Origin of the sequence: Corynebacterium sp. HMSC067D03, from assembly GCF_001811185.1 — a bacterium.
GTDB classification, from domain to species: domain Bacteria; phylum Actinomycetota; class Actinomycetes; order Mycobacteriales; family Mycobacteriaceae; genus Corynebacterium; species Corynebacterium coyleae.
The window spans coordinates 1-24,053 of record NZ_KV803815.1; the positions used below are offsets into that span (position 1 = coordinate 1).

Here is a 24,053-nt window from a genome sequence, read left to right on the forward strand (position 1 = left end):
TCGGCTTCGCCAACATGATGCTCTAAAACCAAACACCCAAACCAACACAGAGTGTGCCCCTCAGTGGGGCACACTCTTTTCGTTGCTGCCCCTGATCGTCTAGCACGACCACAAATACAGCTAGACGGTCTCGAAACCGCTTTCACAAACCCCCAGGTGATAACGAACACCATGGTCAATACGGAGCTCATCGTCTGGTTCCACAACCACCGAGCTAGACGACCAGCGGAAAACGACTGTCCAGGATTGCGGGAACCCAAAACTACGAGGCATAACAGTGCGATACCAAGGACGGTGAGTCTCGCTGCCTAATATGAACGTATGAATCGGGATGCTTTAGAGCCCATTTCGGAGTTGCCTCGTGGCGAGTTCGCCTTTCCAGGCCCGCTCCGTGACGCTCTTGTCAACGCCATCCTGGACGGCACGAAAACTGCGACAGCATCCTTGCTGGCTGAATACCCCAACGACTATCAGCCGCATGAGGAAGTGGGTGCCCTCGAGGCCGTCCTTGACTCACATGACAACGTGGTGTGCGTCATCCGCACGACTGAGGTTCAGATTTACCGGTTGGCGGACGTGAGCGACGAGCATGCCATCGCCGAGGGGGAGGGCTACGCCGACGCAAACGAATGGCGCATTGGGCATGAGCAGTATTGGCGCTCGCCAGAATTTGTGGAATACATCGGGGAGCTTGATATCGACGACGACACGCAGGTGGTGTGCCAACGCTTTACCGTTGATGCGCGATACCCGATCAGGGCATTGGAGCCGTGGCGCGGCTGAGGCCACACAGCCCGAACCAACGCCGGCTTTCCCAGCTAGGAAAGCCGGTACACCTCGTAGTCGCCGGGGACGCCCGCTCCGGGAACATACGCAAGTCCGAGCCTCAAAGCTAGGCCAATCGATGCCTCATTCACAGGGTCGATGATGGCGATGACGGGGAGCGACGGGAAGCGCTCGCGGACGCTGGCAATCGCGGCAGCCGCGGCTTCTTTGGCGTAGCCCTGGCCTTGCGATTCTGGTGCGAAACGGTAGTAGAGGTTCAGGACTTCTTCGCCGGCTTCCTCGCTGTGCCGTACCCCGGTAAAGCCGATGGTCGCGCCGTCGAGGGTGCGTACCGTGTAGTAGCCCAACTGCTGCTCAGCCCAATTGTTCTGCCACGAGCGCGCAAGCTCGACAGCCTCATCGCGGGTCTTCATTGTCAGCTCGGGGCGGTGCTCGTAGGTGCGGGGATCTGAGTGGATGGCAAAGATGGCGTCGATATCCGCATCTGTCGGCACCGACAACTCAAGCCGCGGGGTGCGCAGGGCAAACGCATCAGGCATGGTGAGTCCTTTCCTGCCGCTTGTTCCACAGGCGCCACAGCGAGAACGCTCCCGCAGCGCCCAATACTGGCAGGGCGGACAGGCGCACGGCGCGGCGAACGGAGCGGTAGTCGCGGACGGCCCAGCCTTGGGCTTTTGCGTGGCGACGCAGCGCGCGGTCCGGATTGACGGCAACGGGGGAGCCGACCATCTCAAGCATGGGGAGGTCGTTGATGCTGTCGGAGTAGGCGGTGCACTGCTTCAGGTCGAGTTGCTGCAGCGCGGCCAGCGCGGCCACGGCGTGCTTCTTGCCGGGGCCGTGGAGGATGTCGCCGACGAGTCGGCCGGTGAACTTGCCGTCCTCTTCTTCCGCGACGGTGCCCAAAGCGCCGGTGAACCCGAGGGTCTCCGCCAGGGCCTGGCCGATCTGGACCGGGGTGGCGGAGACGAGCCAGACTTGCTGGCCGGCGGCGATGTGCATGGAGGCCAGTTCGATGACGTCCGAGTAGGACTTGTTCAGCATCTGCTTGTCGACGATCTCCTGGCAGGCTTCCTTGAGTTCCTCGACACTTTTGCCTTTGACCACAGCAAGGGCCTGTTCGCGGCCTTCGGCGATGTCGTCGGCGTTTTCGGAGCCGGAGACACGGAAGCGGATCTGCTTCCACAGGGCCGGGGCGAGTTCGCGCAAGGTGATGAAGCGTTTCTTGAACAGGCCTTGGGCGAGCAGGATTAGCGACGAGCCCTGGATGAGGGTGTTGTCGATGTCGAAGAATGCCGCCGCCTCGAGGTCCTGGGGAATTTCGGGGTCCGGCTGGGTGATTTTTTGGCGGCCCGCGGTTTTGAAGGCGCCGCCGACAGAGTCGACGCCGAGGGCGAAGTCTTGGATGTTGATGCCAAAGGTTTCTTCAACGGCGGCAGCGGCGGCGGCTTGGCCGGCGGTGCGCTGGGCGTCGTCGTCAAGCGGGGGCAGTGCAAGGTCCTCAAGGAAGCGGCGCAGGTTGCCCTGAGAGACTGACCATTGTGCGAGGAATTCCCGCTGTTCTGACATGGCGATCGTGACTCTTTCGGTGGCGGTGTTAGCGTGAGCAATCGTACAACGGCGAGCGCCGCAGACACGATGTAGAGGAGTTCGGGTGAAGACGGTGGAGTTGATGGTGCGGTCCACGTGCGGTTCGTGCGAGCGGGTGGCGGCGCAGATTGCTCCGGTGGTGGAGAAGTGTGGCGCGGAGCTAGTGCTTGTCGACGTCGACCTGGACCCCGACAACGCCGCCCAATACGGCGATCGCGTGCCGGTTGTCGTCATTGACGGCGAGGAGCTTGCCTGCTGGGAAGTGGACAACGCAGACCTTGAGGCGGCGCTCCTCGCGTAAGGGGCTATCCTTTAGTTTGATTTCCAACGCGGACTGGAGGGTTTTGTGAGTGTTCTTGTCGTGGGGATGTCGCATAGGTCTGCACCTGTGTCCCTACTAGAACGTCTCAGCATGGATACGGAGCTGCAGGAGGGGACGTCCGCGGCTCTTGTTGAGCGGCCTTCGTTGTCCGAGGCGATGATTATCTCCACCTGCAACCGTCTCGAGGTGTATGCGGTGGCCAACGCGTTCCACGCTGGTGTGGAGGACGTGTTGACGGTGCTGACGAAGGTGTCTGGGGTGGGCATCGAGGAGCTGCGTCGCTACCTGTACGTGCGGTACGCGGATGCTGCTGCGGAGCACATGTTTACTGTGGCGTCGGGGTTGGATTCGATGGTTGTGGGGGAGCAGCAGATCATCGGCCAGGTGCGTACGGCGTATGTGGATGCGGCGGAGCGTGGCACGGTGGGGCCGAATCTGCATTCGTTGGCGCAGATGGCGCTGCATACCGGTAAGCGTGTGCACACTGAGACCACTATCGACGACTCGGGCGCGTCCATGGTTACCGCCGCCTTGGATGAGGCGATGGGGCTGATGGGGATTGAAGACTTTAAGGGGAAGAAAGCTCTGGTGTTGGGGGCTGGCGCGATGAGTTCGCTGGCGGCGACGCACCTGGGCAAGCGCGGCATTGACGGGTTGGTGATTGCCAACCGCACGCGCGACCGCGCCGAGCGCCTTGCTGGACATTCCCGCGAGGCGGGCGTGCCGGCGGAGGTTGTGGATTTTGAAGACCGCTCGCACGCGATGGGTGGGGTGGACATTGTGGTGTCCGCGACGGCGGCTGACGGCTTCACCATTACGCCGGAGGACATTGCGGGTCCGGTGATGCTGGCGGACCTGTCGTTGCCGCGCGATATCGACGACGCGGTCACTGACATCGACGGCGTGCACCTGGTCAACATCGAGTATCTGCACGAGCAGATGCGTAACACGGCCAACGAGGATTCCCGTGCGTTGCGCGAGGCAGAGGCGATTATCGACGAGGAAGTGAAACTGTTTTCCTCCGAGCAGCGGGTGCGTGGGGTGGCCCCGGCGGTGACGAGGCTTCGCAGAAATGCTGCGGAGATCTCTGGCCAGGAGCTGCAGAAGCTTCGCACCCGGCTTCCGGATATGTCTGAGGAAGATTTTGAGCAGGTTGAGCGCACGGTCCGTAGGGTCGTGGACAAGCTGCTGCACGCGCCGACGGTGAAGATTAAGGAACTTGCGGCGGCGCAGGAGACAGTGAGTGTGGAAGAGGTAGTGACCGAACTGTTCGGGCTGGATCAGCCGGCGGTGTCGGTGGAGGCGCAGCGTCTCCCGCTGCCTGAGGAACTGCGCGGTAAGGAGAAGTAAATGTTGAAGATTGGTACTCGTGGTTCGCACTTGGCGACGACACAGGCCGGCCATGTCCGTGACGACCTCAGTGCGGTTGGCCACCCGGCTGAACTGAAAATCGTGGTCACGCCGGGTGACCTGTCGCAGGCCCCGGTGGAGCGCATCGGCGTTGGCGTGTTCACCTCCGCGCTGCGCGACGCGTTGTTTAACGGCGAGGTTGACGTTGCGGTCCATTCGTTTAAGGACCTGCCTACGGCGTACGAGCCGCGTTCCTATCTCATCGTGCCCAAGCGTGAGGACAACCGCGAGGCGCTCATCGCCCGCGATGGGCTGACGCTGGCGGAGCTGCCGGAAGGCGCCCGCGTGGGCACATCGGCACCTCGTCGTATTTCCCAGCTGCGCGCGATGCGTCCGGACCTGGACATTCGTCCGCTGCGCGGCAACATTGAGCGCCGCATGGGCTACGTCGAATCTGGCGAGTTGGACGCGATCATGCTCGCGTACGCAGGCTTGGTGCGCGGTGGCTACGGCGACCGGGCGACCCAGATCTTCGACCCGCACGAGTTCATCCCAGCGCCCGCCCAGGGTGCGCTTGCGGTCGAGTGCCGTGTCGACGATACGGCTGGCCGCGAAGCAATTGCGAAACTTATCGACGACACCGCAACCGTCGAGGCCCGCGCCGAGCGCACCGTACTTGCCGTACTCGAGGCCGGCTGCACCGCGCCGGTGGCGGCAACCGCGCGTGCGACGGAGAACGGCATCGAGCTGCGTGCCGGTGTGTTTGCGCTGGATGGGTCCCGTTCGCTCGTGGAAGATGTCCAGGGTACGGACCCGGAGGAGATCGGTCGACGCGCTGCTGAGGCGTTGCTTGAACGCGGTGCCGCTGACGTTATGAAGTAGCGGTGGTTTTGTTCTGGGGCATATCCCTTTTATGGTGTAAATACCATACGTTCACGCCCCTCCGCGCAACGGGTCGCTTAAGCGGATCCGTCTGCGTGGGGGATGTTATTTGTGCCTAGAAGAGATTCCTCTATGACATTGCCCTCTCACACCCCCCAGCCGGGGAAGGTGATCTTCGTGGGTGCCGGACCGGGCAACCCTGAACTGCTCACGGTCCGTGCCCGCGAGGTGATGGAAGCTAACGCTATCGCACTCGTCGATCCGGAAGTGTCGGCGGGGGTCAGAAACTTCGTTGGCTCAGCATTGCCAGTGCCACAGGCCAAGCTCGACGAGGCGAAAGCCGTCTACGAGCAGATGTGCGCCGACGCGAAGGCGGCGGGTGCGCGCCGTAAGCCGCCGAAGCCGGAAGATCCGACGGCGGCGGAAATTTCTGAGCATGAGCTGGCAGGTGAGGGCATTGTGCCGAAGCTGCGCGAGGCGCTCGACGCGGCAGCGAAGTCCATCGAGGACGGCGAGGCAGGCGATGGTGACGTGATCCGTCTGGTCGCCGGCAACCCGCTGACCCGTGATGCTGTGATGGAGGAGATCTCCGCCGTTGCAGACGCTGGCCTGGAGTTCCACGTGGTGCCGGGCATGTCCTTGCCGTCGACGGTGCCGTCCTTCGCTGGTATTGCACTGGGCTCGACCTACACCGAGGCTGACCTGACCAACGGTCCGGTGGACTGGGATCAGTTGGCGTCTGCGCCGCAACCGTTGGTGTTCCAGGCCACCCAGGAGCACCTCGCAGAGATGGCAGAAGCGCTTATGGAGCGCGGTTTCCAAGGCGCCACTCCGGTGACGATTACGACGAACGGAACGACGCGTCTGCAGCGCACGTTTGATGCCACGTTGCAGACGGTGGGCAAGTTGGATGCGGATCTGTCGGGTGCGCTCGTCGTTACGCTTGGCACTGTTGCGGACGACCGCTCGAAGTACTCCTGGTGGGAAAACCGGCCGTTGTATGGCTGGCGAGTGCTTGTGCCGCGTGCGAAGGAGCAGGCTGGCCCGATGAACGCCCGCCTGACGCAGTACGGTGCGATCCCGCAGTCGGTGCCGACGATTTCGCTTGAGCCGCCGCGCAACCCGGCACAGATGGACCGCGCGATCAAGGGCATTGTGGAGGGACGCTACCGCTGGGTGCTGTTTACCTCTGTTAATGCCGTTGATGCGGTGTGGGACAAGTTCGAGGAGCTTGGCCTGGACGCCCGCTCGTTTGCCGGCGTGCACCTGGGTGCGGTGGGGCAGAAGACCGCTGATGCGCTGCGTGCCCGTGGCATGTACCCGGAGCTGATCCCGCACCGCACGAAGCAGAACGCTGCTGGTTTGGCGGAGATCTTCCCGGAGTATGTCGAGGATATCGACCCGGTTGGCCGTGTGCTGCTGCCGCGCGCGGACCTGGGCTCCGACGTCCTGGTCGATGGCCTGGAGGCCAAGGGGTGGGAGGTCGACGACGTTGTCGCCTACCGCACCGTGCGTGCTGCTCCGCCACCACCGGAGACGCGCGACATGATCAAGACCGGCGGGTTCGACGCCGTGTGCTTCACCTCCCCGTCGACGGTGAAGAACCTTGTGGGTATTGCCGGCAAGCCGCACGCGCGCACCATCATCGCCTGCATCGGCCCGGTGACGGAGGCGGAAGCCCGCGAGCAGGGCTTGCGTGTGGACGTCGTCCCGGAGGTCGCCGATATCCCGTCGCTCATTGACGCCTTGGCAGAGCACGTTGCTGGTCTGCGTGCGGCTGGGCAGTTGCCGCCGCCGCGCAAGAAGCGCCGGAAGTCGGCAGCGAGCAACTAGCACGGCTGGGGTCGTGTCGGGTGACGTTCTAAGATGTGGCGCATGGCAGATTTTGAGCTCACCCGACGACCACGGCGCTTGCGGCAGAACCCCGCATTGCGCACCCTGACGGCGGAGACGAGGCTGCACCCGGCCGACTTCATCCTCCCGCTGTTTATCGCAGACGGCCTTGATGCGCCGCGCGAGATTGCCTCCATGCCGGGGGTGTACCAGCACACCGAGGATTCCCTGAAGGCAATTTGCCACGAGGCGCTTGAAGCTGGTGTGCGGGCGATCGACCTGTTTGGTGTGCCGCTTGAAGCGGATAAGGACGCCACAGGCTCCATCGGTGTCGCGGAAGATGGCATTTTGAACCGCGGGATCAAGGCGCTTCGCGACGAATTCGGCGACGACCTGGTCATCATCTCCGATACGTGCCTTGATGAGTTCACCGATCATGGCCACTGTGGTGTGCTGCGTACCGATGCACACGGCAACGAGATCGTGGACAACGACAAGACGGTTGAAATCTACTGCGACCTCGCCCTGTCCCAGGCGCGCGCTGGCGCACACATGGTCAGCCCGTCCGGCATGATGGACGGCCAGATCGGCGAGATCCGTAAGGCACTCGACCGCGAGGGCTTTGAGGACGTCATCATCATGGCGTACTCCGCGAAGTATGCCTCCAAGTTCTTTGGTCCGTTCCGCGATGCTGTCGGCTCGTCGCTGAAGGGCGATCGCCGCACCTACCAACAGGATCCCGCAAACGTGCGTGAATCCCTTTTGGAGACCGAACTGGACATCGCCGAAGGCGCAGACATTGTCATGGTCAAGCCGGCCTTGCCGTACCTTGACGTGCTGGCCAAGGTGGCAGAGATGTCACCAGTGCCGGTGGCGGCCTACCAGGTCTCCGGCGAGTACGCGATGCTCAAGGCAGCAGGCGTGAACGGTTGGATCGACTTCGAAGAGACCATGATGGAGTCGCTGGTATCCATTAAACGCGCTGGTGCGGACCAGATTCTGACCTACTACGCCATCGAAGCAGCAAAGCAGCTCAATGGTTAGCCTCCCGCCACTCAACCCGAAGAGCCCCAGCCACGTCGACGCCAGCGCCGTGGACAAGAAGACGCCGGGCGGCCCGCCGGAGGCCGTGCAGTTGATGCTGCGGTGCTGGGCAGTGATGATCGCAGGCGAGTTAATCCACCAGATTCTCTCCGTCGTATTCGCGTTCGTCGACCCGTCCGCGCTGCGGGACGCCGCCAAGCAACAAGCTAAGCAGCGTGGCGAGGAAATCTCGGACGGCCTAATCAACATGGGCGTCTACGGATCCCTGATCCTCATGACACTCATCCAGTTGGGTGTGCTGCTGTTGTTCGTGTTCGCGCTGCGCGCCGTGCGGAACAAAAGCTCCCAGGCTGGCAACGCGTACCGGCTGCTGCAGATCTTCGGGGTGTTCTTCGCCCTCCGCATGATCATGCTGTTCATGATGCAGCCCGCCTCCACCGCCATACCGGTGGTGTTCTACGGCATCGACGGTGTCGTCCAAATCATTCTGGGTGTGGCCGGCATTCTGGGCATCATCTACTCCACGGACAAAGACGCCGTGAACTGGGTAGCGCCCAAGAAGGATGCGTCGAAGAAAGACGCAGCCAAGACAGAGAAGGAACAGTAGGTCCCCAATGGCAGGCATGTTCCCCACGATGGTCTCAGACCCGAATGACAAGAACCGTAGGTACAGCGGCGAGGCCACTGAGCAGTGGCCCCGACCGCTACGTACCGCCTACTACCTGGTGGTTGCCAGTGCGGTGTTGATGATCGTCATCGGGCTGATGACCCTGGTCAAGGGCGTGCCTGACCGGCTGCCGGATACCTGGATGATCGAAGGTGCCGACGAAGCATTGATCGAACGTTTCCGGTTCAATCTGCGCATCTTGGCGTGGGGCAACATCGCCTTGGCCATCCTGCTGTCGATGAGTGCGGCCTACTTCCATAAAGGGTCGAAGACTGCGCGAAGGATTGCAGCCGCAGGCATTGGGGCAACTGTGTTCCTCAACGTTGCCGGCTTCTTCATCGGCGTGGCTGGCTGGGCCTCCATCGTGGTGGTTGTCCTGCTTGTCGCAGCCCTGTTTGGGATGTTCCGGCCGGCGGCGAATGTGTTCGTCGATACGCGAAGTGGCGACCTGTGGAGGGGAGTTGCGTAAGTGAGCAACCACGAACACCTAGACAATTGCATCGAGGAAGCCCGCCACGCCGCACGCCAAGCAGGCATTGACCCAGGCACTGCGACGTGGGACCTGGACGGGGAACTTGTCCGCCCCAACGCCTCCTACGCCTTCGAGCTGGAGGGTATTGAGGACGGGCCCCAACTGACCGACATCGCCGAAGCACTTGAGGCGCTGCCAGGTGTGTCGGCGCGCTTGGTGTACCCGACGAAGATGGCGTGGGTCACCGCACCGGCAAGTACGCCGCTTGTGGAGCTCACCGACACCATCGAAAGCTTCGGCGTCACCGCAACCGTGACCGACTCGACCCTGCAGCGTCGCGCACACGGCCGCTACTGGCAGGAACACCCGATGCCGCGCCGGGCGAAGCATCGTCGTAACGAAGAGGCGAACCTGATCGCCCGTGCGCAAGGGTTTGTGCGTCCGGTGTCGCGGCGCTCCCGGCGTGAAGGCGACGTGCTGTTTACCGCACGCGACCTGGTCACCCCGACACGCCTCGTGGTGGCAGTGCTGCTGACCATCCCCGTGCTGCTACTCACCTACATCCCGTCCCTGGACTTTCCGGGCTGGCAGTGGGTGTGCTTCGCGCTAGCAACTCCGGTGGCCCTGTGGTGCGCATCCCCGTTCCACCGCGCCATGGCAGGTGGTGTGCGCCGGGGCATCTCGGCGCTAGACGGTGCCAGTTCGATTGCCATTTTGGCGTCCTACGTGTGGTCGTTCGCCATGCTGCTGTTCACCGAGGTAGGCCGCATCGGCTACACCACCACAGGCAGCTGGATGCCACTGCGCATGTCAGACAGCCCCGAGCTGTATTTCGAAGTGTCCTGCACCGTGACCACGCTGCTGCTATTCGGCAGGTACTTCTCCATGCAGGTGCGCACCGATCTGCGCGAGGAACTCGAATCACGCAGACCAGGTGCTGAGGACGTCTACAACGTGGATCACCGCGACAAACGCGGCACACCCAGCCCCGAAGAGTTGCCTGCAACAGAGATCAGGCGTGGCGACGACGTCACGCTCACCGCAGGCCACATCATCCCAGTCGATGGGGAAGTGGTTGGTGGTTCCGGCCGGATTGGTGGGGAGCTCGTCGATACGCACCGCGACCAAATCCTCAAAGTCGGCTCGATCGTCACCGCCGGCTCGGTGCTCGCCTCGGGCGAGATCAAAGTCCGCGCCGCGCGCGTCGGCCACACCACACTGCTTGCGGCGGTGCAGCGCTGGCTTGACGACGCCTCACGTCACCAAAACGCAGCCACCATGGTCTCGACTCGCTCCGCGGGCCTGCTGATCCCAACCGCCTATGTCATCGCGGTGCTCAACTTCGGACTCTGGCTGCTGTTTAACGGCAACATCAACACGGCCGCTGCGACGTCGCTGGCCATCCTGGTCGTCGTCGCACCCGTGAGTTTGGCCATCTCACCTGCACTCGCCATGCGCCAAGGCCTCGACTCCGCCGTGCGCCACGGCATGCTTGTGCGCGACGGCAACGCGCTTCGCACCCTGGCCGACACCGACATGGTCGTCTTCAACCGTGTGGGCACCCTGGTCAAACCGGAAATGCATGTGGAAACCGTCACCGCAGTACGTGGCGAAAGCACTGAACTGGTGCTGCGCATCGCCGGCGTCCTGTCTGCCGACTCGGACCACCCGGCCTCCAAAGCAATCGTGAAAGCAGCACGAGGAGCACGCGACGCCCGCTCCGGCGACCCACGCATCCCAGACTGGATCGAAGCCAACGGTGACACCTTCTCACCCGACGGCGAGTTCGGTGGACCAATTACCGCAACGTGGGGCACTGGTGAAAACGCACGCTCCGAAACGTTTGCGGCATCGCTGTGGCGCCCGACGAACCTGTCGCAACTCCACGGCAAACTCTCCGTCGCCGCCACGACTGGCGGCACACCCGTCGTCGTGCGGTGGGGTGGACGTGACCGCGGCGTGATCACGCTGTACGACCCCGCTAAAGACGACGCCATCCAGGCCATCGACCGCCTGGAATCCATGGGTGTGGAAACCGTCATGCTCACCCGCGACACCTACCCGGTGGCGCGCCGGTTCGCTGACTTCCTCGGCATCTCTCAAGTGCTTGCCGGCATTCACGGGCTGGACAAACCCCATGCTGTGCGTGCACTGCACACACAAGGTTCCAACGTTGCCATGGTTGGCGACGCCTCCGTCCTGCCCACGCTGCGTGTGGCCGACTCCGGCATCCTGTTCGCCGAAGACGACCTCGCCGGCACCAAAGAGCCACGCTGGAGCGACGACGCCGAAGTCGTCCTCATCCGCGAAGACGTCATGTCCGTGCCCCAACTCATCGAGCACGCCCAACGCGTTAAACGCATCGCCAACAGCAACCTCGCCTTCGCCGTTGCGTACAACGCCACCGCAGTCGTCCTCGCCGCAGCTGGAGCGCTGCCACCCGTCGGTGCGACACTGCTCATGCTGGGCAGCTCCCTGTTCATCGAGGCGAAGTCGCGCCGGGCACGCCGGTTCAAGATCTAGGCTTTTCGCAGGTAGGCTAAGGCACTATGACTAGACGCGACCTTGTTAACGCTCCGTTCCTTGAGGCCGCCTATGGCCGCACTCCGTCCCGCACCCCGGTGTGGTTCATGCGCCAAGCCGGCCGTTCTTTGCCGGAGTACCGCAAGGTGCGAGAAGGCATTGCAATGCTGGATTCGTGCTTCATGCCGGAACTGCTCGCGGAGATCACGCTGCAGCCGGTGCGCCGCCACGACATGGACGCGGCGATCTTGTTCTCTGACATTGTGGTGCCGCTGAAGGCAGCGGGTGTTGGGGTGGAGATCGTGCCGGGTACGGGCCCGGTGCTGGACGCTCCGATTCGCTCCCGTGCGGACGTAGACAACCTGCCGATCCTGGACCACACCGTGGAGGAAGTCGCCGAGGGGATCCGCATTATTCTCGACGAACTGACCGACACCCAGGCACTCATCGGCTTCGTAGGCGCGCCGTTCACTCTGGCCAGCTACCTCATCGAAGGCGGGCCGAGCAAGAACCACGAGAAGACCAAGGCGATGATGCACGGCGATCCGGAAACCTGGCACGCGCTCATGCGCCGCCTCGTGCCAACGATCACCGAGTTCCTCCGCACGCAGGTCGAGGCCGGCATCGACGCGATGCAACTCTTCGACTCCTGGGCAGGCTTCCTCACCGAAGCCGACTACCGCGAGTTTGTCCTGCCGTACTCGGTTGAAATCCTGGATTCAGTGGCGGGAGAGATCCCGCGCATCCACTTCGGTGTGGCCACCGGCGAGCTGCTCGGCGCCATGTCTGAGGCAGGCAGCGAGGTGATGGGTGTGGACTGGCGCGTGCCGCTGGACACCGCCGCTAAGCGTTTCGCCTCCCCGCGCGTGCTGCAGGGCAACCTGGATCCGGCGTTGCTGTTCGCCGGCACCGACGTGGTGCGCGAGGAGATTACCCGCATCAAGGGTGAGGCCGCCCGGGCAGTCGAAGCTGGCGACGCCACCGGACACATCTTCAACCTGGGCCACGGCGTACTGCCGACCACCGATGCGGACGCCATCACTGAGGCAGTGCGCATCATCCACGAGGAGAATTAATGAACATCGCCATTATCGGAGCAGGCCTTGCGGGCCTGACTGCCGCCTACGAGCTTCGTAAACTCAGCTCGAACGAGGACACGGACGAGGCGAAAATCGACGTCTACGAAGCCACTGACCGCATCGGCGGCAAGCTCTACACCGTCGCGTTCGAAGCCGGCCCGACCGATATGGGCGCCGAGGCATTCCTCGCACGCCGCAAGGATGCCGTCGAGTTCTTCACCGAGTTGGGTCTTGGTGATTCGCTCGTCGAGCCGTCCGGGTTGCGCTCCCTGATCTGGTCCAATGGCGAGGCCCGCGGTCTGCCTACCGGCGGCGTGATGGGCATCCCGTCTACCTCCGAAACGGTTGCGCACTTGGTCAGCGCCGAAACCGCAGCGCGTATCGACGACGAAGCTAACCGCGAAGGTTTCACCTGGGACACCGACGGGGACATGAACGTCGGCAAACTTGTGCGCGAGCGCTACGGCGACGAAGTCGTCGACGTGATCCTGTCCTCCCTGCTTGGCGGGGTGTACTCCTGCACCGCCGACGACCTGGGCGTGCGCGCCACCATCCCACAACTGGCGGAAGAATTCGACCGTCTCGCCGCAGCCGGCGACGGGAAGGTGCACCTGTCCACCGCCGTAGCCAACCTGGAGCGCTCTCGCGCGGAGCTGCCCACCGGCCAGGGCGCGGTCTTTAACACGTTCCGCGACGGCTACCACGAACTCTACGAAGCCCTCGCCGAACAGTCCGGAGCCGACATCTACATCGACGCGTTCATCTCGGAGATTCGCCGCGAAGGCAACGGCTTCCGCCTCAAAGGCGGCGAGGACACCGTCTACGACCACATCATCCTCGCCGTTCCCGCACCAACCGCGGCGCTGCTGCTCAAGGAGGTCGCGCCGGAGGCAGCGCAGGAGCTGCAGTCGGTGAAGTTAGCCAACTCGGCCGTTGTCGGCATGCGGTTTGCCACCGACGAGGGCCTGCCACAGAACTCGGGCGTGCTCGTCGCCACCGGTGCCGACGACGTGAAGGCGAAAGCGTTCACCTTCTCCTCGCGTAAATGGCCGCACCTCGCCGAACGTGGCGGCGCCATCGTGCGCGCAAGCTTCGGCCGCTTCGGCGACAACATCGCCCTGACCGCCACCGAAGACGACCTGGTGGACTGGGCACTCGACGACCTGAAAACCATCACTGGATTCGACGGCCGCGAGGCCGGCCTGGAGGAAATCTTCGTCCAGCGCTGGTTCGGCGGCTTGCCGCGTTTCGACGAACACCACCTCGCCACCGTGGCCAACGTCCGAAACATCATCGACAAGGTGGACGGCATCTCCGTCACCGGCGCCTGGGCGAGCGGCGTGGGGGTGCCGGCGGTAGTGGCGGACGCGCGCGTCGTCGCCAAGCAACTGCTTTAGGCATCCTCCCAGGGGTCGATGACCTCCACACCCGTGCCCTCAAAATCCTTGAGGTTGCGGGTGGCAAGCGGGGCATCGTGGGCGCGACAAATCGCGGCGATCATCGCATCGGCGTCATGGATCGGGCGTCCCATCGCTTTGCGCGCAGCGTGAACTTCACCGAGGGCCATGGCAGCGTCGATGTCATAGGGCAGCACTGCGTCTTGCCGAATGAGCTCGGTGAGCGCAGCATCCACAACCTTCGCAAGCGCACGTCGTTTCTGCCCCTTTGGAAGCAGAAACACCCCGGTGACAAGTTCGCCCGCCGAAATCGTCGTCGTCCACTTCTCTTCCGACGAGTGATCAAACCACCGCAAAACCCGCTGGTCAGGATGTGGCTTCATCATTTCCGAGAGCACATTAGTGTCCAGAACGATCATGAGAAGTCCGGAATCTCTCTGCTAGCGGAACGCTCCGGGATGACGATCTCATCGAACCCGCCGTGCTCCCGTGAAAGTGCGTAGAGCAACCGGCCCGCATCGACAGGACGGGTACCGCGCTCCAAAACCGCCCGCGCCTCGTCCTCTAAAGAACGCGCATTGCCCTTCGCTTGTGCCTCCAGGCGGGCCAAGGTTTCCGCGGGCAAACGTAGACCATGTAGTGGATCCTGTGTTGTCTCCGCTGCGGCCTCGAGTATCGCCCTGACCTCAGATTCCATAGACCGCCCGTGGTGCTTGGCGCGCTGCTGGATTCGCTGCTTGGTATGCGTGTTCAGACCGCGCACCGTGATCGTTGCCGCTTTTCGTTCCTTGCTTGGTGCAGTCATGGTGCCTCCCTTCCGTGGAATAGTGCTGTCAAAATGCTAGCACTGATGGGCGATGTGTGGCTAGGGGCAAATGTGGGTTCTCCGCTAGGTTGATCACCTATGGAACAACACGCCAACGAGCGCGACACCGCCGAATTTGCCGAAGCCGCCGAAGCTGCCGGCGCTGCTGATGCCGCGGCACCCACCGAACCCGCCGAGAAGGAATGGTGGGAAGAAGAAGGCCTGCCCTGGAACGGCAAACCCACCAAAGCCGACTACTGGTGCCTGGCCTGGTTTGGCTTCGTCGGCATCTTCGGCCTGGCGATGATCCCGCTGCGTGCATGGCTGCTCGGGCTGCACCCGCCGGTCCTGCTGGCACTGACCGGCTCGCGCGTCGGCGCCGCCTCCACCGGTGCGCTCGCCGCGGTGGGGGAGGCGCCCCACTGGCTGATCTACCTGCTCGTCGGGTCCTTGGTGAATATCAAGTTCGACTGGATCTACTGGTGGGCCGGCAAACTCTGGGGTCGCGGCATCCTGGACGTGCAGGCGGCGAACTCGAAACGCGCGGCGAAGAACATCGCACGCGTGGAAGGGTGGGCGATCAAACTCGGCTGGATCGGCATCTTCCTGGCGTACGTGCCCATTCCGTTGCCGATCGCATTCGTCGTGTTCGTGTTTATGGGTATCTCGGGTATGCCGTTGTGGAAGTTCATGGTGCTGAACTTCATCTCCAAAACCCTCTGGTCGTTCCTCTACCTTGGACTGGGCTGGTGGATCGGTGAGCCGGTCGTGGAGGTCCTAGACCAGTACGCCAAGGTGGCCAACTGGGTTGCGATTGCGCTGTTGGTCGTGGTGTTTTTCGGTATCTTCCGCAACCAGTCGAAGAAGAAAGGGCGCGCCGTCGAGGCCGTGGGCAACGAGCTCGAGGCAGGCAAGTAGCGAAAATGGTCGCCAACGCAAAATAGTTCCACGCTCCCGGTTGGGGCGTGGAACTATTTTCGTTCTGGTTGCCGTCTTCCCTGGGGAAAGTGAATTTTCTTGCCGGTCGGGGTGAAGAAAGTTCCCCGAGCGGGAGCTTTCTTCACTTAAAGGGCAGGGGCGGAGCAAGGGCAGGGGCGAGGGCGACGGAGGGCAGGCACCCGCCCCTACCGGTTGACCACGACGGTGGAGAAGTCCTCGTCGCCGCGGCCGGCTTCCTGCTGCTCCTCCAGGGACGCGAGCGCGGCGGCGACGGCCGGCAGGTCCTTGTCGGCGGTGGCCAGCATGAGGCGGGCGTCCTTGGCGATGGCGTCGGCGGTGAAGTCGCCAGGCGAGGTGGAGCGCTCGCCCAACAGGAATGGGCTCTTCATGTTCACGATGAACTCCAGGCCGGTCGAGCCGAGCATGTCCACAACCTGCTCCGGGGCCAGGCCCTGCGACTCGCCCAAAACCAACGCCTCCTTGAAGCCCTGGATGGTCACGGCCAACGCCAGGTTTGCCAAGAGCTTGCCGGTGGCGGCGGCTGGGGCCGAATCGACAACCTTCAAACGCTCCGGGTTGGCGGCGGCCCAGGGGGCGACGACGTCGGCGACGGTGGCTCGTCGAGAAGCATCGGCCCCACCGACGTAGACGCCCAACTTGCCTGCGCGGGCGGGCGGCAGCGAGCCGACCACCGGGGTGTGGACGTAGCCGGGGACGGCAGCGGCGAACTCGGCGGCGTCCTCCGGGGAGATCGTGGTGGAGTCGGCCCAGGTCACGCCCTCGGGGATGAGGGAAGGTTCGATGACGACCTCGCGGACGGTGTCCGGGCCGAACAACGACGTAATGACAAGATCCGCGCCCTTGACGGCCTCCTCCGGAGTGTCGGCGGCACGCGCGCCGCGCTCGACCAGGGGAGTGGTCTTTTCGGCGGTGCGGTTCCACACGGTCAGCGAGTGGTCGTCGACAAGTTTGAGCGCGAGCTCAGTTCCCATACGGCCAAGGCCTAAAAACGCAACTTTCATATGGCCTACGATAGACAACCATGACTTCCCAGAACCCGACTTCAGGCAATACGCAGCGTTCGGCCGAATTGTTCGAGCGCGCGCAACGTTTCACACCGGGCGGGGTGAACTCGCCTGTGCGCGGGTTTGGCTCGGTTGGCGGCCAGACTCGCTTCATCCAGAGTGCGCATGGCTCGCAACTTATCGACGTCGACGGCAACAAGTACGTCGACCTCGTCTGCTCCTGGGGCCCGATGGTGCACGGCAACGCCCACCCGGAGATCATCGACGCGGTAGAGAAGGCCCTGGTTAACGGCCTGAGCTTCGGTGCGCCGACGGAGGCTGAGGTGGAGATCGCCGAGCACATCGTCTCCCGCACGTCCGTGGATGAGGTGCGCATGGTCAACTCCGGCACCGAGGCCACCATGTCTGCTGTGCGCCTCGCCCGCGGCTTCACCGGCCGTCCAAAGATTCTGAAGTTTGAGGGCTGCTACCACGGCCACGTCGACGCGTTGCTGGCGTCGGCGGGCTCTGGCATTGCAACGTTCTCCCTGCCGGATTCGCCGGGTGTAACCGGTGCACAGGCGGCGGACACGATCGTCGTGCCGTACAACGACATCGAGGCCGTCGAGCGCGCCTTCCGTGAGAACGAGGGTCAGATCGCGGCGATCATCACCGAGGCCGCCGCCGGCAACATGGGCACCGTCGCGCCGCAGAACGACTTCAACGCGAAGCTCAAGGAGGTCGCACACCTCAACGGTGCGCTGCTCATTATCGACGAAGTGATGACCGGCTTCCGCACGTCCTACTCCGGTTGGTACGGCGTGGATAACGTCGCCGGCGACCTGACCACCTTTGGCAAGGTCATCTCCGGCGGCCTGCCGGCAGCCGCGTTCGGTGGTCGCCGCGACATTATGGAGAAGCTCGCGCCGAACGGCCCCGTCTACCAGGCAGGCACCCTGTCCGGTAACCCGGTTGCCATGGCGTCCGGCCTGGCATCGCTGCGTCTGGCCAACGAGAACATTTACCCGACGCTGAACCGCAACGCGGATACGCTCGCGCAGCTGCTTAACGACGCCCTCACCCGTGAAGGCGTCGCCCACCACATCCAGCGCGCCGCGACCATGCTGTCCGTGCGTTTTGCTGAGGGCGAGGGCCACAACTTCGCCGACATGCAGGCAGCGGACACGTTCCGTTACGCACCGTTCTTCCACGCCCTGCTGGACGCTGGCGTGTACGCACCACCGAGCGCGTTCGAGACCTGGTTCGTCTCCACCGCGCTGACCGACGAGGACTTCGGCCGCATCGAGGACGCCCTCGGTGCCGCGGCGAAGGCAGCCGCCCAGGCGGTGGCGCCGGAGTGAGCGACGCGTTGAACCCGGGCGGGCAGTCCCGGACGATTGTGCACCTGGTACGCCACGGGGAGGTCTACAACCCGAAGAAGATCCTCTACGGGCGGATGCCGGGCTACCACTTGTCGTCGCGAGGCAAGTCCATGGCGCTGGTCACCTCGAAGTTCTTCGAGGGCCGCGACGTGACGTACCTGGCGGCGAGCCCGCTCGAGCGCGCGCAGGAAACCGCACAGCCGATCGCGGAGGTGACTGGCTGCGAGATCCAGACGCGCGAGGATATCCTCGAGGCCGGCAACACCTTCGAGGGCCTGCGCACCAAGGGCTGGCGCACCCAGTTGGCCAATCCGATCCGCTGGCGCCACATGACCAACCCGTTCAAACCGAGCTGGGGCGAGTCCTACGACGCCATCTTGGAGCGTATGTGGGACGCCGTGATCGACGCCCGCGACATCGCCGAAGGCCACGAGGCCGTCATGGTCAGCCACCAGCTGCCCATTGTCATGGTGCAGCGCCAGGTGCAGGGTAAGACGCTGGCGCACATGAGCCGCCAGTGCGACCTGGCCAGCGTGACGTCACTTGTGTTTGAAGGTGGCCGTGTTGTTGACTGGGCCTACAACACCCCAGCCCAGGAGATCTAGGTAGACACCATGACGAAGAAGCGGAAGCTTATCGCCACTGCCTGCTGCGCGGCGGCGCTGGCGCTTTCGGCCTGCTCGAGCTCGTCGGCGGACCAGGGCGGAACGTTCTCGTTCCACTCCCCGGGTGGCCAGACGGAGATCACCTACGACGAGGCGGAGCGCAAGCCCCTTGCCGGTTTTGAGGGCGAGTCCCTCATGGAGCCAGACCAGACGATCGCACTGTCGGATTTTGAGAACCAGATCGTGGTGCTCAACGCCTGGGGCCAGTGGTGCGCGCCGTGCCGCGCGGAGGTGGATGACCTCGAGGAGATCCAGCAGCACCTGCAGGCCAACGGGCAGGGCACCGTGCTGGGCATCAACGTGCGCGACAGCAACGCGGAAATTGCCCGGGACTTCGTCAAAGACAACGGCGTGACCTACCCGTCCATCTACGACCCGCCGTTTAAGACCGCCGCCTCGCTCGGTGGCGTGCCGTCCTCGGTGATCCCGACCACGATCGTGCTGGACAAGCAACACCGTCCGGCCGCGGTGTTCCTGCGCGGGGTGACTGCGGATGACATCATCGAGGTTGTTGACCGTTTGGCTGAGGAGGCCTAGGTGGGCCTTGCCGACATCGTCACCGACGGCCCGCTGCTGTTCGGCCTGCTTGCTGCCGCGCTGGCCGGGTTGGTGTCGTTCGCATCCCCGTGCGTGATCCCGCTGGTGCCGGGTTACATCTCGTATCTGACCGGCGTGGTCGGCGGCGAGATGACCATGGACGACAAAGGCCCGCGCGTGGCCCGCAAACACTGGGCGGTCGCCGGTGCGGCTACGTTGTTCGTCGCCGGGTTCACGGTTGTGTTCCTGCTGGCCACGGTCACGGTGTTCGGCGCGGCCAGCGCGATCGCGCTCAACGCCCAGACGCTCACCCGCATCGGCGGGGTGGTCACCATCCTCATGGGCCTGGTGTTCATGGGTGCGGTGCCGGCGCTGCAAAACGACACCCGCATGCAGCCCAAAAAGTGGACCACGATCCTTGGCGCGCCGCTGCTCGGCGGTGTGTTCGCGCTGGGGTGGACGCCGTGTTTGGGGCCGACGTTGGCGTCGATCATCTCGGTGTCGGTTGGCACCCAGGGGCTTACCGCAGCCCGCGGCGTGCTGCTTGTCGTCGCGTATTGCATCGGCCTAGGCCTGCCATTTCTGCTGGTGGCGTTGGGGTCGTCGAAAGCTGTGCGCTCCATCGACTTTCTAAGCAAGCATTCGCGCGCCATCCAGATCGCAGGCGGCATCGCCATGATCCTCGTCGGGCTTATGCTGCTCACCGGCGCATGGGACGCGTTCATCGGCTGGTCGCGCCAACTCGTCGACGGTTTCGGAAGGACGATCATCTAAATGAAGACGGCACAAACCTGGCTGCGCAAGGCGTGGCACTGGCTCACCAGCATGCGCACCGCACTCATGCTGCTGTTCATCCTCGCGCTCGCGTCCGTGCCGGGTGCTCTGCTGCCGCAGCGCCAAGTCAGCGCAACGCTTGTCGACGACTACCTGCGCGCCAACCCCACCATGGGGCCCATCTACGACCGCCTGCAGCTCTTCGACGTCTTCAACTCCACCTGGTTTGTTGCCATCGTGCTGTTGCTGGTCATCTCCCTGATCGGCTGCATCATCCCGCGCTCCATGGACCACTGGCGGGCCTACAACGCCAAGCCGACCCGCGCCCCGCGCTACCTGTCCCGCATGCCAATGCATACGGAGGGTGTGGTTGAGGGGGACGAGGGGGTCGTCGCAAAGCAAGTGCGCGACAAGCTCAAGCGCTGGCACGTCGCCGAATACCAACCCGACGAGGACCGCGCGGGCGTGTTCTCCATCTCGGCGGAACGCGGCTACACGCGTGAGTTGATGAACCTGATCTTCCACATCGGCATCGTCGGCATGATCGTCGCCTTCGCCGCAGGCCGCATGGTGTTTTACGAGGGCCAGGCCATCGTGATCACCAACTCCGAGCACGAAAACGCCATCCCCGTCGAACAGCCCCGCGTGTTCTGTAACACCTCGCCCGCCAACTTCGACGTGTTCCGCGCCGGGCCATTTTTCGACGGCACCGGCCTGACCCCCTTCTGCTTCGAATCACAAGACTTCAAGGCGAAATACCTCAACAACGGCCAAGCCAACGAGTTCTCCTCGGACGTGACCTACACCGACGACCTCAACGCGCCGCAGGACGAATGGGATCGCGCCACTCTGACCGTCAACGGCCCGCTGCGCATCAACGGCGACCGCATCTACCTGCAAGGCCACGGCTTCGCCCCGCAGATCACCATCACCTGGCCGAACGGGGAGACCCGTACCCAGATGGTGCAGTTCCGCCCCACGGACGTGACCACGTTCCTGTCGTCTGGCGTGATGCGTTTCGATCCACCGGCCGGCATGTACCCGGATTTGGGGGAGCGCCGCAAGAACCAGATCGCCATCGAGGGCAACTTCGCGCCCACCGCCAACTGGACCGGCCCGAACGGCGACCAGTTGCAGTCCGCCTTCCCCACGATGGATGACCCGGCGATTTCCGTCGACGTCTACGTCGGTGACGCCGGCCTGGATACCGGCCGCCCGCAGAACATCTTCACGCTCGACCAGGCGCTCGTCGCCGAAGGCCTGCTGCAGAAAGTCACCCGCGTCCAGCTGACCCCGGGCTCCGAAGCCACCGTGGACACCGACGGCGGCGAGGTGAAGGTGCGTTTCGACGGCGCCGCCGAATACGCCAACTACCAAATCTCCCGCGACACCACCCAGATCTGGGCGCTGATCGCCTCCACCATCATGCTGCTGGCCCTCGCCGGGTCGCTGGCCATCAAACGCCGCCGCATCTGGGTCCGCCTGCGCCCGTCCGACACGCCAGGCCACACCGTCGTGGAGATCGCCGGCCTCGCCCGCACGGACCGCGCGGGGTGGGGACGCGAGTTCGACGAGCTCGCAGCAGAGCTTCTTAGCGACGATTCACACCTCGAACGTCGCGAAGACGAAGAAGAATTTGACCCCTATGACCTTGGAAAATAGGTGCCCGGTGGAGTAGGTTAAGACCTATGCTTGTCAACACCACCATGGCGGAGCTGTCCGACCTGACATTCCGCACCGCTTTCATCATCTACATCGTGGCGCTGATCATGTCCTTCATCTACTACGGACGCGTCACGGCAGTCATCGACGTCCGCCGCGAGGCTTTGGCAGAGAAGGCCGAGAAGGCTGAGAAGAAGGTGCTGGTGGGAGCTGGCGGGCCGGATGTCGTCGATACGCAATCGCCGTTCGACGACTCGGAATACACCGCCAAGGTGGCCAGCGCCCGCAAGTGGGCCGGCATGACCCAGGCACTGGTCTGGGTAGGTGTGGCGCTGCACGTGGTGGCGTTTATCACCCGTGGTCTTGGCGCGAAGCGTTTCCCGTTGGGCAACCTGTACGAGTACATCCTGTTTATGACCGCCGTGATCATGGTGGTTGCCGCCGTGGTGGTGCAGCGCAAGGGCTGGCACACCATCTGGCCGTGGCTGCTGTTCCCAATGGTCATCGCGATGTTCCTCAACTCCACGGTGTTCCACATGCAGGCCGCCCCGGTGGTGCCGGCGCTGCAGTCCTACTGGCTGCCGGTCCACGTGTCCTCCGCGGCGATCGGCGCATCCATCGGCTTGGTTTCCGGAGTGTTCGCCCTGCTGTACCTGCTGCGCATGTGGCAGCCCCGCGGCGAAGAGCACGGCTTCTTCGGCGCTATTGCACGCCCGCTGCCGTCCGCGAAGACGCTTGACCAGATGGCCTACAAGACCGCCGTGGTCACCCTGCCGCTTTTCGGCATCGGCATCGTCTTCGGCGCCATCTGGGCCGAGGTAGCCTGGGGCCGCTTCTGGGGTTGGGACGCGAAGGAAACCGTCTCCATGATCACCTGGATCCTCTACGCCGCCTACCTCCACGCCCGCGCTACCGCCGGCTGGAAGTCCACCGCAGCGGCGTGGATTAATGTGTTCGCCATGGCGATGACAATCTTTAACATGACCTACGTCAACACCGTGATCGCGGGTCTGCACTCCTACGCAGGGCTGAACTAGTGAAGGTGCTGATCACCGGCGGTGCCGGTTACATCGGGTCCACAATTGCGTCCTGCTGCGATGATGCCGGCATCACGCCGGTAATTCTGGACGACTTCTCCACCGGCCTGCGCACCTTCGGCGAGCGCTTCGACTGCTACGAGGGCGACGTCGCTGATGTCGCCTTGCTCGAGCGCGTGTTCACGGACCATCCCGATATCTTCGCGGTGATCCACTGCGCCGCCAAGATCGTCGTCCCCGAGTCCGTCGAGCGCCCCCTGTTGTACTACGACAACAACGTGGCCAAATCCATCACGCTGCTGTCCGTCATGGAGCGCTTCGGCGTGCGCCGCTTCATCCTGTCGTCCACCGCGTCCATGTACGAGCCGGGCCCCGACTACATGGTCGACGAAACCAGCCCTGTAGACCCGCAAAGCCCCTACTCCGCGTCGAAGTGGTTGTTGGAGCGAGTGCTTCGCGACGACACCGCCACCGGCCACCTCAACGCCATCGCCCTGCGCTACTTCAACCCCATCGGCGCCGACCCGGCCCTGCGCACAGGCCTGCAGAACCTGGCCCCGTCCCATGCGTTGGGCAAGATGATCTCCGCCTACCGCGCCGGCGAGACCTTCACCGTCACCGGCGTTGATTGGCCGACCCGCGACGGCTCCGGCCTGCGCGACTACATCCACGTTTGGGACCTCGCCCGCGCCCACGTCGCCTGCCTGCAGCGTTTCGACGACATCTCCACCGGCTACGACGTCATCAACCTCGGCACCGGCCAGGGCACCACCGTCTTCGAACTCGCCGAGGCCTTCGGTGAGGCCACCGGCACCCCACTGTCCGTGGCCACCGGCCCGGCCCGCCCCGGCGACGTAGTCGGCTGCGCCACCCGCACCGACAAAGCCCACGACGTGTTGGGCTGGACCCCCGAACGCTCCATCGCCGACGGGGTGCGCGACTCCCTGGCCTGGTCTGAGAAACTCCCCGCCGTTCTGGAACAAGAGGCCAACCGATGACCAAACCCCGCAACAAGCAGGGTAAACCCGCCAGCGACGATCCGGTGCTCATCGCCCTCGGCGAGCAAATCGCCTCCCGGCGTCGCGCTTCGGGGCGTTTGCAGCAGGACGTCGCCGACGCCGCCGGCGTGTCCCGCTCCACCCTGCACACCATCGAGCACGGCGGCGCCGGCGTTCGGTGGGAGAAGGTCATCTCGGTGGCCCACACCCTGGGCCTGAAGGTTGTCCTGGCGGAGTCGGACTGACACTTTCCGCCGGAATCTGTCAGCGCACCGCATTGCGCCTGGTCAGAAATCGGACCTGACAGA

At 63.9% G+C, this 24,053-nt stretch carries 25 protein-coding genes; 20 read left to right on the top strand and 5 right to left on the bottom strand.

The features are described 5' to 3' along the window. Positions 1 to 321: 321 nt before the first annotated feature. Positions 322 to 783: an ASCH domain-containing protein gene (locus HMPREF2785_RS05350; RefSeq protein ID WP_070614460.1), complete on the top strand. Its 462-nt coding sequence runs from the start codon at positions 322 to 324 to the stop codon at positions 781 to 783. A gap of 35 nt (positions 784 to 818) precedes the next feature. On the opposite strand, the gene HMPREF2785_RS05355 is transcribed toward HMPREF2785_RS05350, so the two are convergent. Further along, complete coding sequence (locus HMPREF2785_RS05355; protein WP_070421701.1) at positions 819 to 1,325, bottom strand: GNAT family N-acetyltransferase; 507 nt, start codon at positions 1,323 to 1,325, stop codon at positions 819 to 821. Further along, a complete protein-coding gene (locus tag HMPREF2785_RS05360) occupies positions 1,318 to 2,352 on the bottom strand; it encodes an HAD family hydrolase (protein WP_070614461.1) in 1,035 nt (344 codons plus the stop codon). Before HMPREF2785_RS05360 ends, HMPREF2785_RS05355 begins: the two co-directional genes overlap by 8 nt. Before the next feature lie 103 nt (positions 2,353 to 2,455). On the opposite strand from HMPREF2785_RS05360, the gene HMPREF2785_RS05365 reads away from it, so the two are divergent. From HMPREF2785_RS05365 to HMPREF2785_RS05410, 10 genes are all read left to right on the top strand, one after another. Next, positions 2,456 to 2,674, top strand: a complete 219-nt coding sequence (locus HMPREF2785_RS05365; RefSeq protein WP_070614481.1) for a glutaredoxin family protein — start codon at positions 2,456 to 2,458, stop codon at positions 2,672 to 2,674. A 45-nt stretch (positions 2,675 to 2,719) separates the two neighbouring features. Further along, entirely contained in the window at positions 2,720 to 4,045 is a 1,326-nt protein-coding gene (locus HMPREF2785_RS05370; protein ID WP_083308886.1) for a glutamyl-tRNA reductase, read from the top strand. Continuing rightward, the gene (gene hemC, locus HMPREF2785_RS05375) at positions 4,046 to 4,927 is read left to right on the top strand and encodes a hydroxymethylbilane synthase (RefSeq protein WP_070614463.1); all 882 of its coding nucleotides are present in this window, start codon (positions 4,046 to 4,048) and stop codon (positions 4,925 to 4,927) included. A gap of 132 nt (positions 4,928 to 5,059) precedes the next feature. Next, complete coding sequence (locus tag HMPREF2785_RS05380) at positions 5,060 to 6,760, top strand: bifunctional uroporphyrinogen-III C-methyltransferase/uroporphyrinogen-III synthase (RefSeq protein ID WP_070614464.1); 1,701 nt, start codon at positions 5,060 to 5,062, stop codon at positions 6,758 to 6,760. 42 nt (positions 6,761 to 6,802) lie between these two features. Continuing rightward, the gene (gene hemB / locus HMPREF2785_RS05385) at positions 6,803 to 7,804 is read left to right on the top strand and encodes a porphobilinogen synthase (protein ID WP_371325692.1); all 1,002 of its coding nucleotides are present in this window, start codon (positions 6,803 to 6,805) and stop codon (positions 7,802 to 7,804) included. After that, positions 7,797 to 8,411, top strand: coding sequence for a hypothetical protein (locus HMPREF2785_RS05390; RefSeq protein WP_070614465.1), 615 nt, complete (start codon positions 7,797 to 7,799; stop codon positions 8,409 to 8,411). The genes hemB and HMPREF2785_RS05390 overlap by 8 nt, the downstream gene beginning before the upstream one ends. Positions 8,412 to 8,418: 7 nt before the next feature. Then, complete coding sequence (locus HMPREF2785_RS05395) at positions 8,419 to 8,940, top strand: hypothetical protein (protein WP_070614466.1); 522 nt, start codon at positions 8,419 to 8,421, stop codon at positions 8,938 to 8,940. Continuing rightward, complete coding sequence (locus tag HMPREF2785_RS05400) at positions 8,941 to 11,466, top strand: heavy metal translocating P-type ATPase (RefSeq protein ID WP_070614467.1); 2,526 nt, start codon at positions 8,941 to 8,943, stop codon at positions 11,464 to 11,466. A 26-nt stretch (positions 11,467 to 11,492) separates the two neighbouring features. Further along, on the top strand, positions 11,493 to 12,542 hold the full coding sequence (gene hemE, locus HMPREF2785_RS05405) for a uroporphyrinogen decarboxylase (RefSeq protein ID WP_070614468.1): 1,050 nt from the start codon (positions 11,493 to 11,495) through the stop codon (positions 12,540 to 12,542). Next, complete coding sequence (locus tag HMPREF2785_RS05410) at positions 12,542 to 13,942, top strand: protoporphyrinogen oxidase (protein ID WP_070614469.1); 1,401 nt, start codon at positions 12,542 to 12,544, stop codon at positions 13,940 to 13,942. Before hemE ends, HMPREF2785_RS05410 begins: the two co-directional genes overlap by 1 nt. Here the strand turns inward: HMPREF2785_RS05410 and HMPREF2785_RS05415 are convergent. Then, a complete protein-coding gene (locus HMPREF2785_RS05415) occupies positions 13,939 to 14,361 on the bottom strand; it encodes a type II toxin-antitoxin system VapC family toxin (RefSeq protein WP_070614470.1) in 423 nt (140 codons plus the stop codon). The two genes, HMPREF2785_RS05410 and HMPREF2785_RS05415, sit on opposite strands and share 4 nt — an antisense overlap. After that, entirely contained in the window at positions 14,358 to 14,747 is a 390-nt protein-coding gene (locus HMPREF2785_RS05420; RefSeq protein ID WP_070614471.1) for a FitA-like ribbon-helix-helix domain-containing protein, read from the bottom strand. Before HMPREF2785_RS05420 ends, HMPREF2785_RS05415 begins: the two co-directional genes overlap by 4 nt. A 99-nt stretch (positions 14,748 to 14,846) precedes the next feature. Here HMPREF2785_RS05420 and HMPREF2785_RS05425 point away from each other — a divergent pair, with 99 nt between their 5' ends. Then, on the top strand, positions 14,847 to 15,665 hold the full coding sequence (locus HMPREF2785_RS05425) for a DedA family protein (protein WP_070614472.1): 819 nt from the start codon (positions 14,847 to 14,849) through the stop codon (positions 15,663 to 15,665). Between the two features lie 206 nt (positions 15,666 to 15,871). Here HMPREF2785_RS05425 and HMPREF2785_RS05430 read toward each other — a convergent pair whose 3' ends face one another. Beyond that, the gene (locus HMPREF2785_RS05430) at positions 15,872 to 16,708 is read right to left on the bottom strand and encodes an NAD(P)-dependent oxidoreductase (RefSeq protein ID WP_070614473.1); all 837 of its coding nucleotides are present in this window, start codon (positions 16,706 to 16,708) and stop codon (positions 15,872 to 15,874) included. A gap of 20 nt (positions 16,709 to 16,728) precedes the next feature. On the opposite strand from HMPREF2785_RS05430, the gene hemL reads away from it, so the two are divergent. From hemL to HMPREF2785_RS05470, 8 genes are read left to right on the top strand one after another with little or no spacing between them, the layout of a single operon-like run. Continuing rightward, entirely contained in the window at positions 16,729 to 18,051 is a 1,323-nt protein-coding gene (gene hemL, locus HMPREF2785_RS05435; protein WP_070614474.1) for a glutamate-1-semialdehyde 2,1-aminomutase, read from the top strand. Then, on the top strand, positions 18,048 to 18,677 hold the full coding sequence (locus tag HMPREF2785_RS05440; protein ID WP_246818906.1) for a histidine phosphatase family protein: 630 nt from the start codon (positions 18,048 to 18,050) through the stop codon (positions 18,675 to 18,677). Before hemL ends, HMPREF2785_RS05440 begins: the two co-directional genes overlap by 4 nt. A 9-nt stretch (positions 18,678 to 18,686) precedes the next feature. Then, positions 18,687 to 19,274 carry a TlpA family protein disulfide reductase gene (locus HMPREF2785_RS05445; protein ID WP_070482082.1) on the top strand — a complete coding sequence of 196 codons (588 nt, stop codon included), beginning with the start codon at positions 18,687 to 18,689 and terminating at the stop codon, positions 19,272 to 19,274. Continuing rightward, on the top strand, positions 19,275 to 20,048 hold the full coding sequence (locus HMPREF2785_RS05450) for a cytochrome c biogenesis CcdA family protein (RefSeq protein ID WP_070449639.1): 774 nt from the start codon (positions 19,275 to 19,277) through the stop codon (positions 20,046 to 20,048). Beyond that, positions 20,049 to 21,710 (top strand): cytochrome c biogenesis protein ResB, encoded by a 1,662-nt coding sequence (locus HMPREF2785_RS05455; protein ID WP_070614475.1) that lies wholly within the window; start codon positions 20,049 to 20,051, stop codon positions 21,708 to 21,710. A gap of 26 nt (positions 21,711 to 21,736) precedes the next feature. Beyond that, entirely contained in the window at positions 21,737 to 22,747 is a 1,011-nt protein-coding gene (gene ccsB, locus HMPREF2785_RS05460; RefSeq protein WP_070614476.1) for a c-type cytochrome biogenesis protein CcsB, read from the top strand. Continuing rightward, a complete protein-coding gene (gene galE, locus HMPREF2785_RS05465; protein WP_070614477.1) occupies positions 22,747 to 23,745 on the top strand; it encodes a UDP-glucose 4-epimerase GalE in 999 nt (332 codons plus the stop codon). The genes ccsB and galE overlap by 1 nt, the downstream gene beginning before the upstream one ends. After that, positions 23,742 to 23,990, top strand: coding sequence for a helix-turn-helix domain-containing protein (locus tag HMPREF2785_RS05470; protein WP_070421722.1), 249 nt, complete (start codon positions 23,742 to 23,744; stop codon positions 23,988 to 23,990). The genes galE and HMPREF2785_RS05470 overlap by 4 nt, the downstream gene beginning before the upstream one ends. The last annotated feature ends 63 nt before the right edge of the window (positions 23,991 to 24,053 follow it).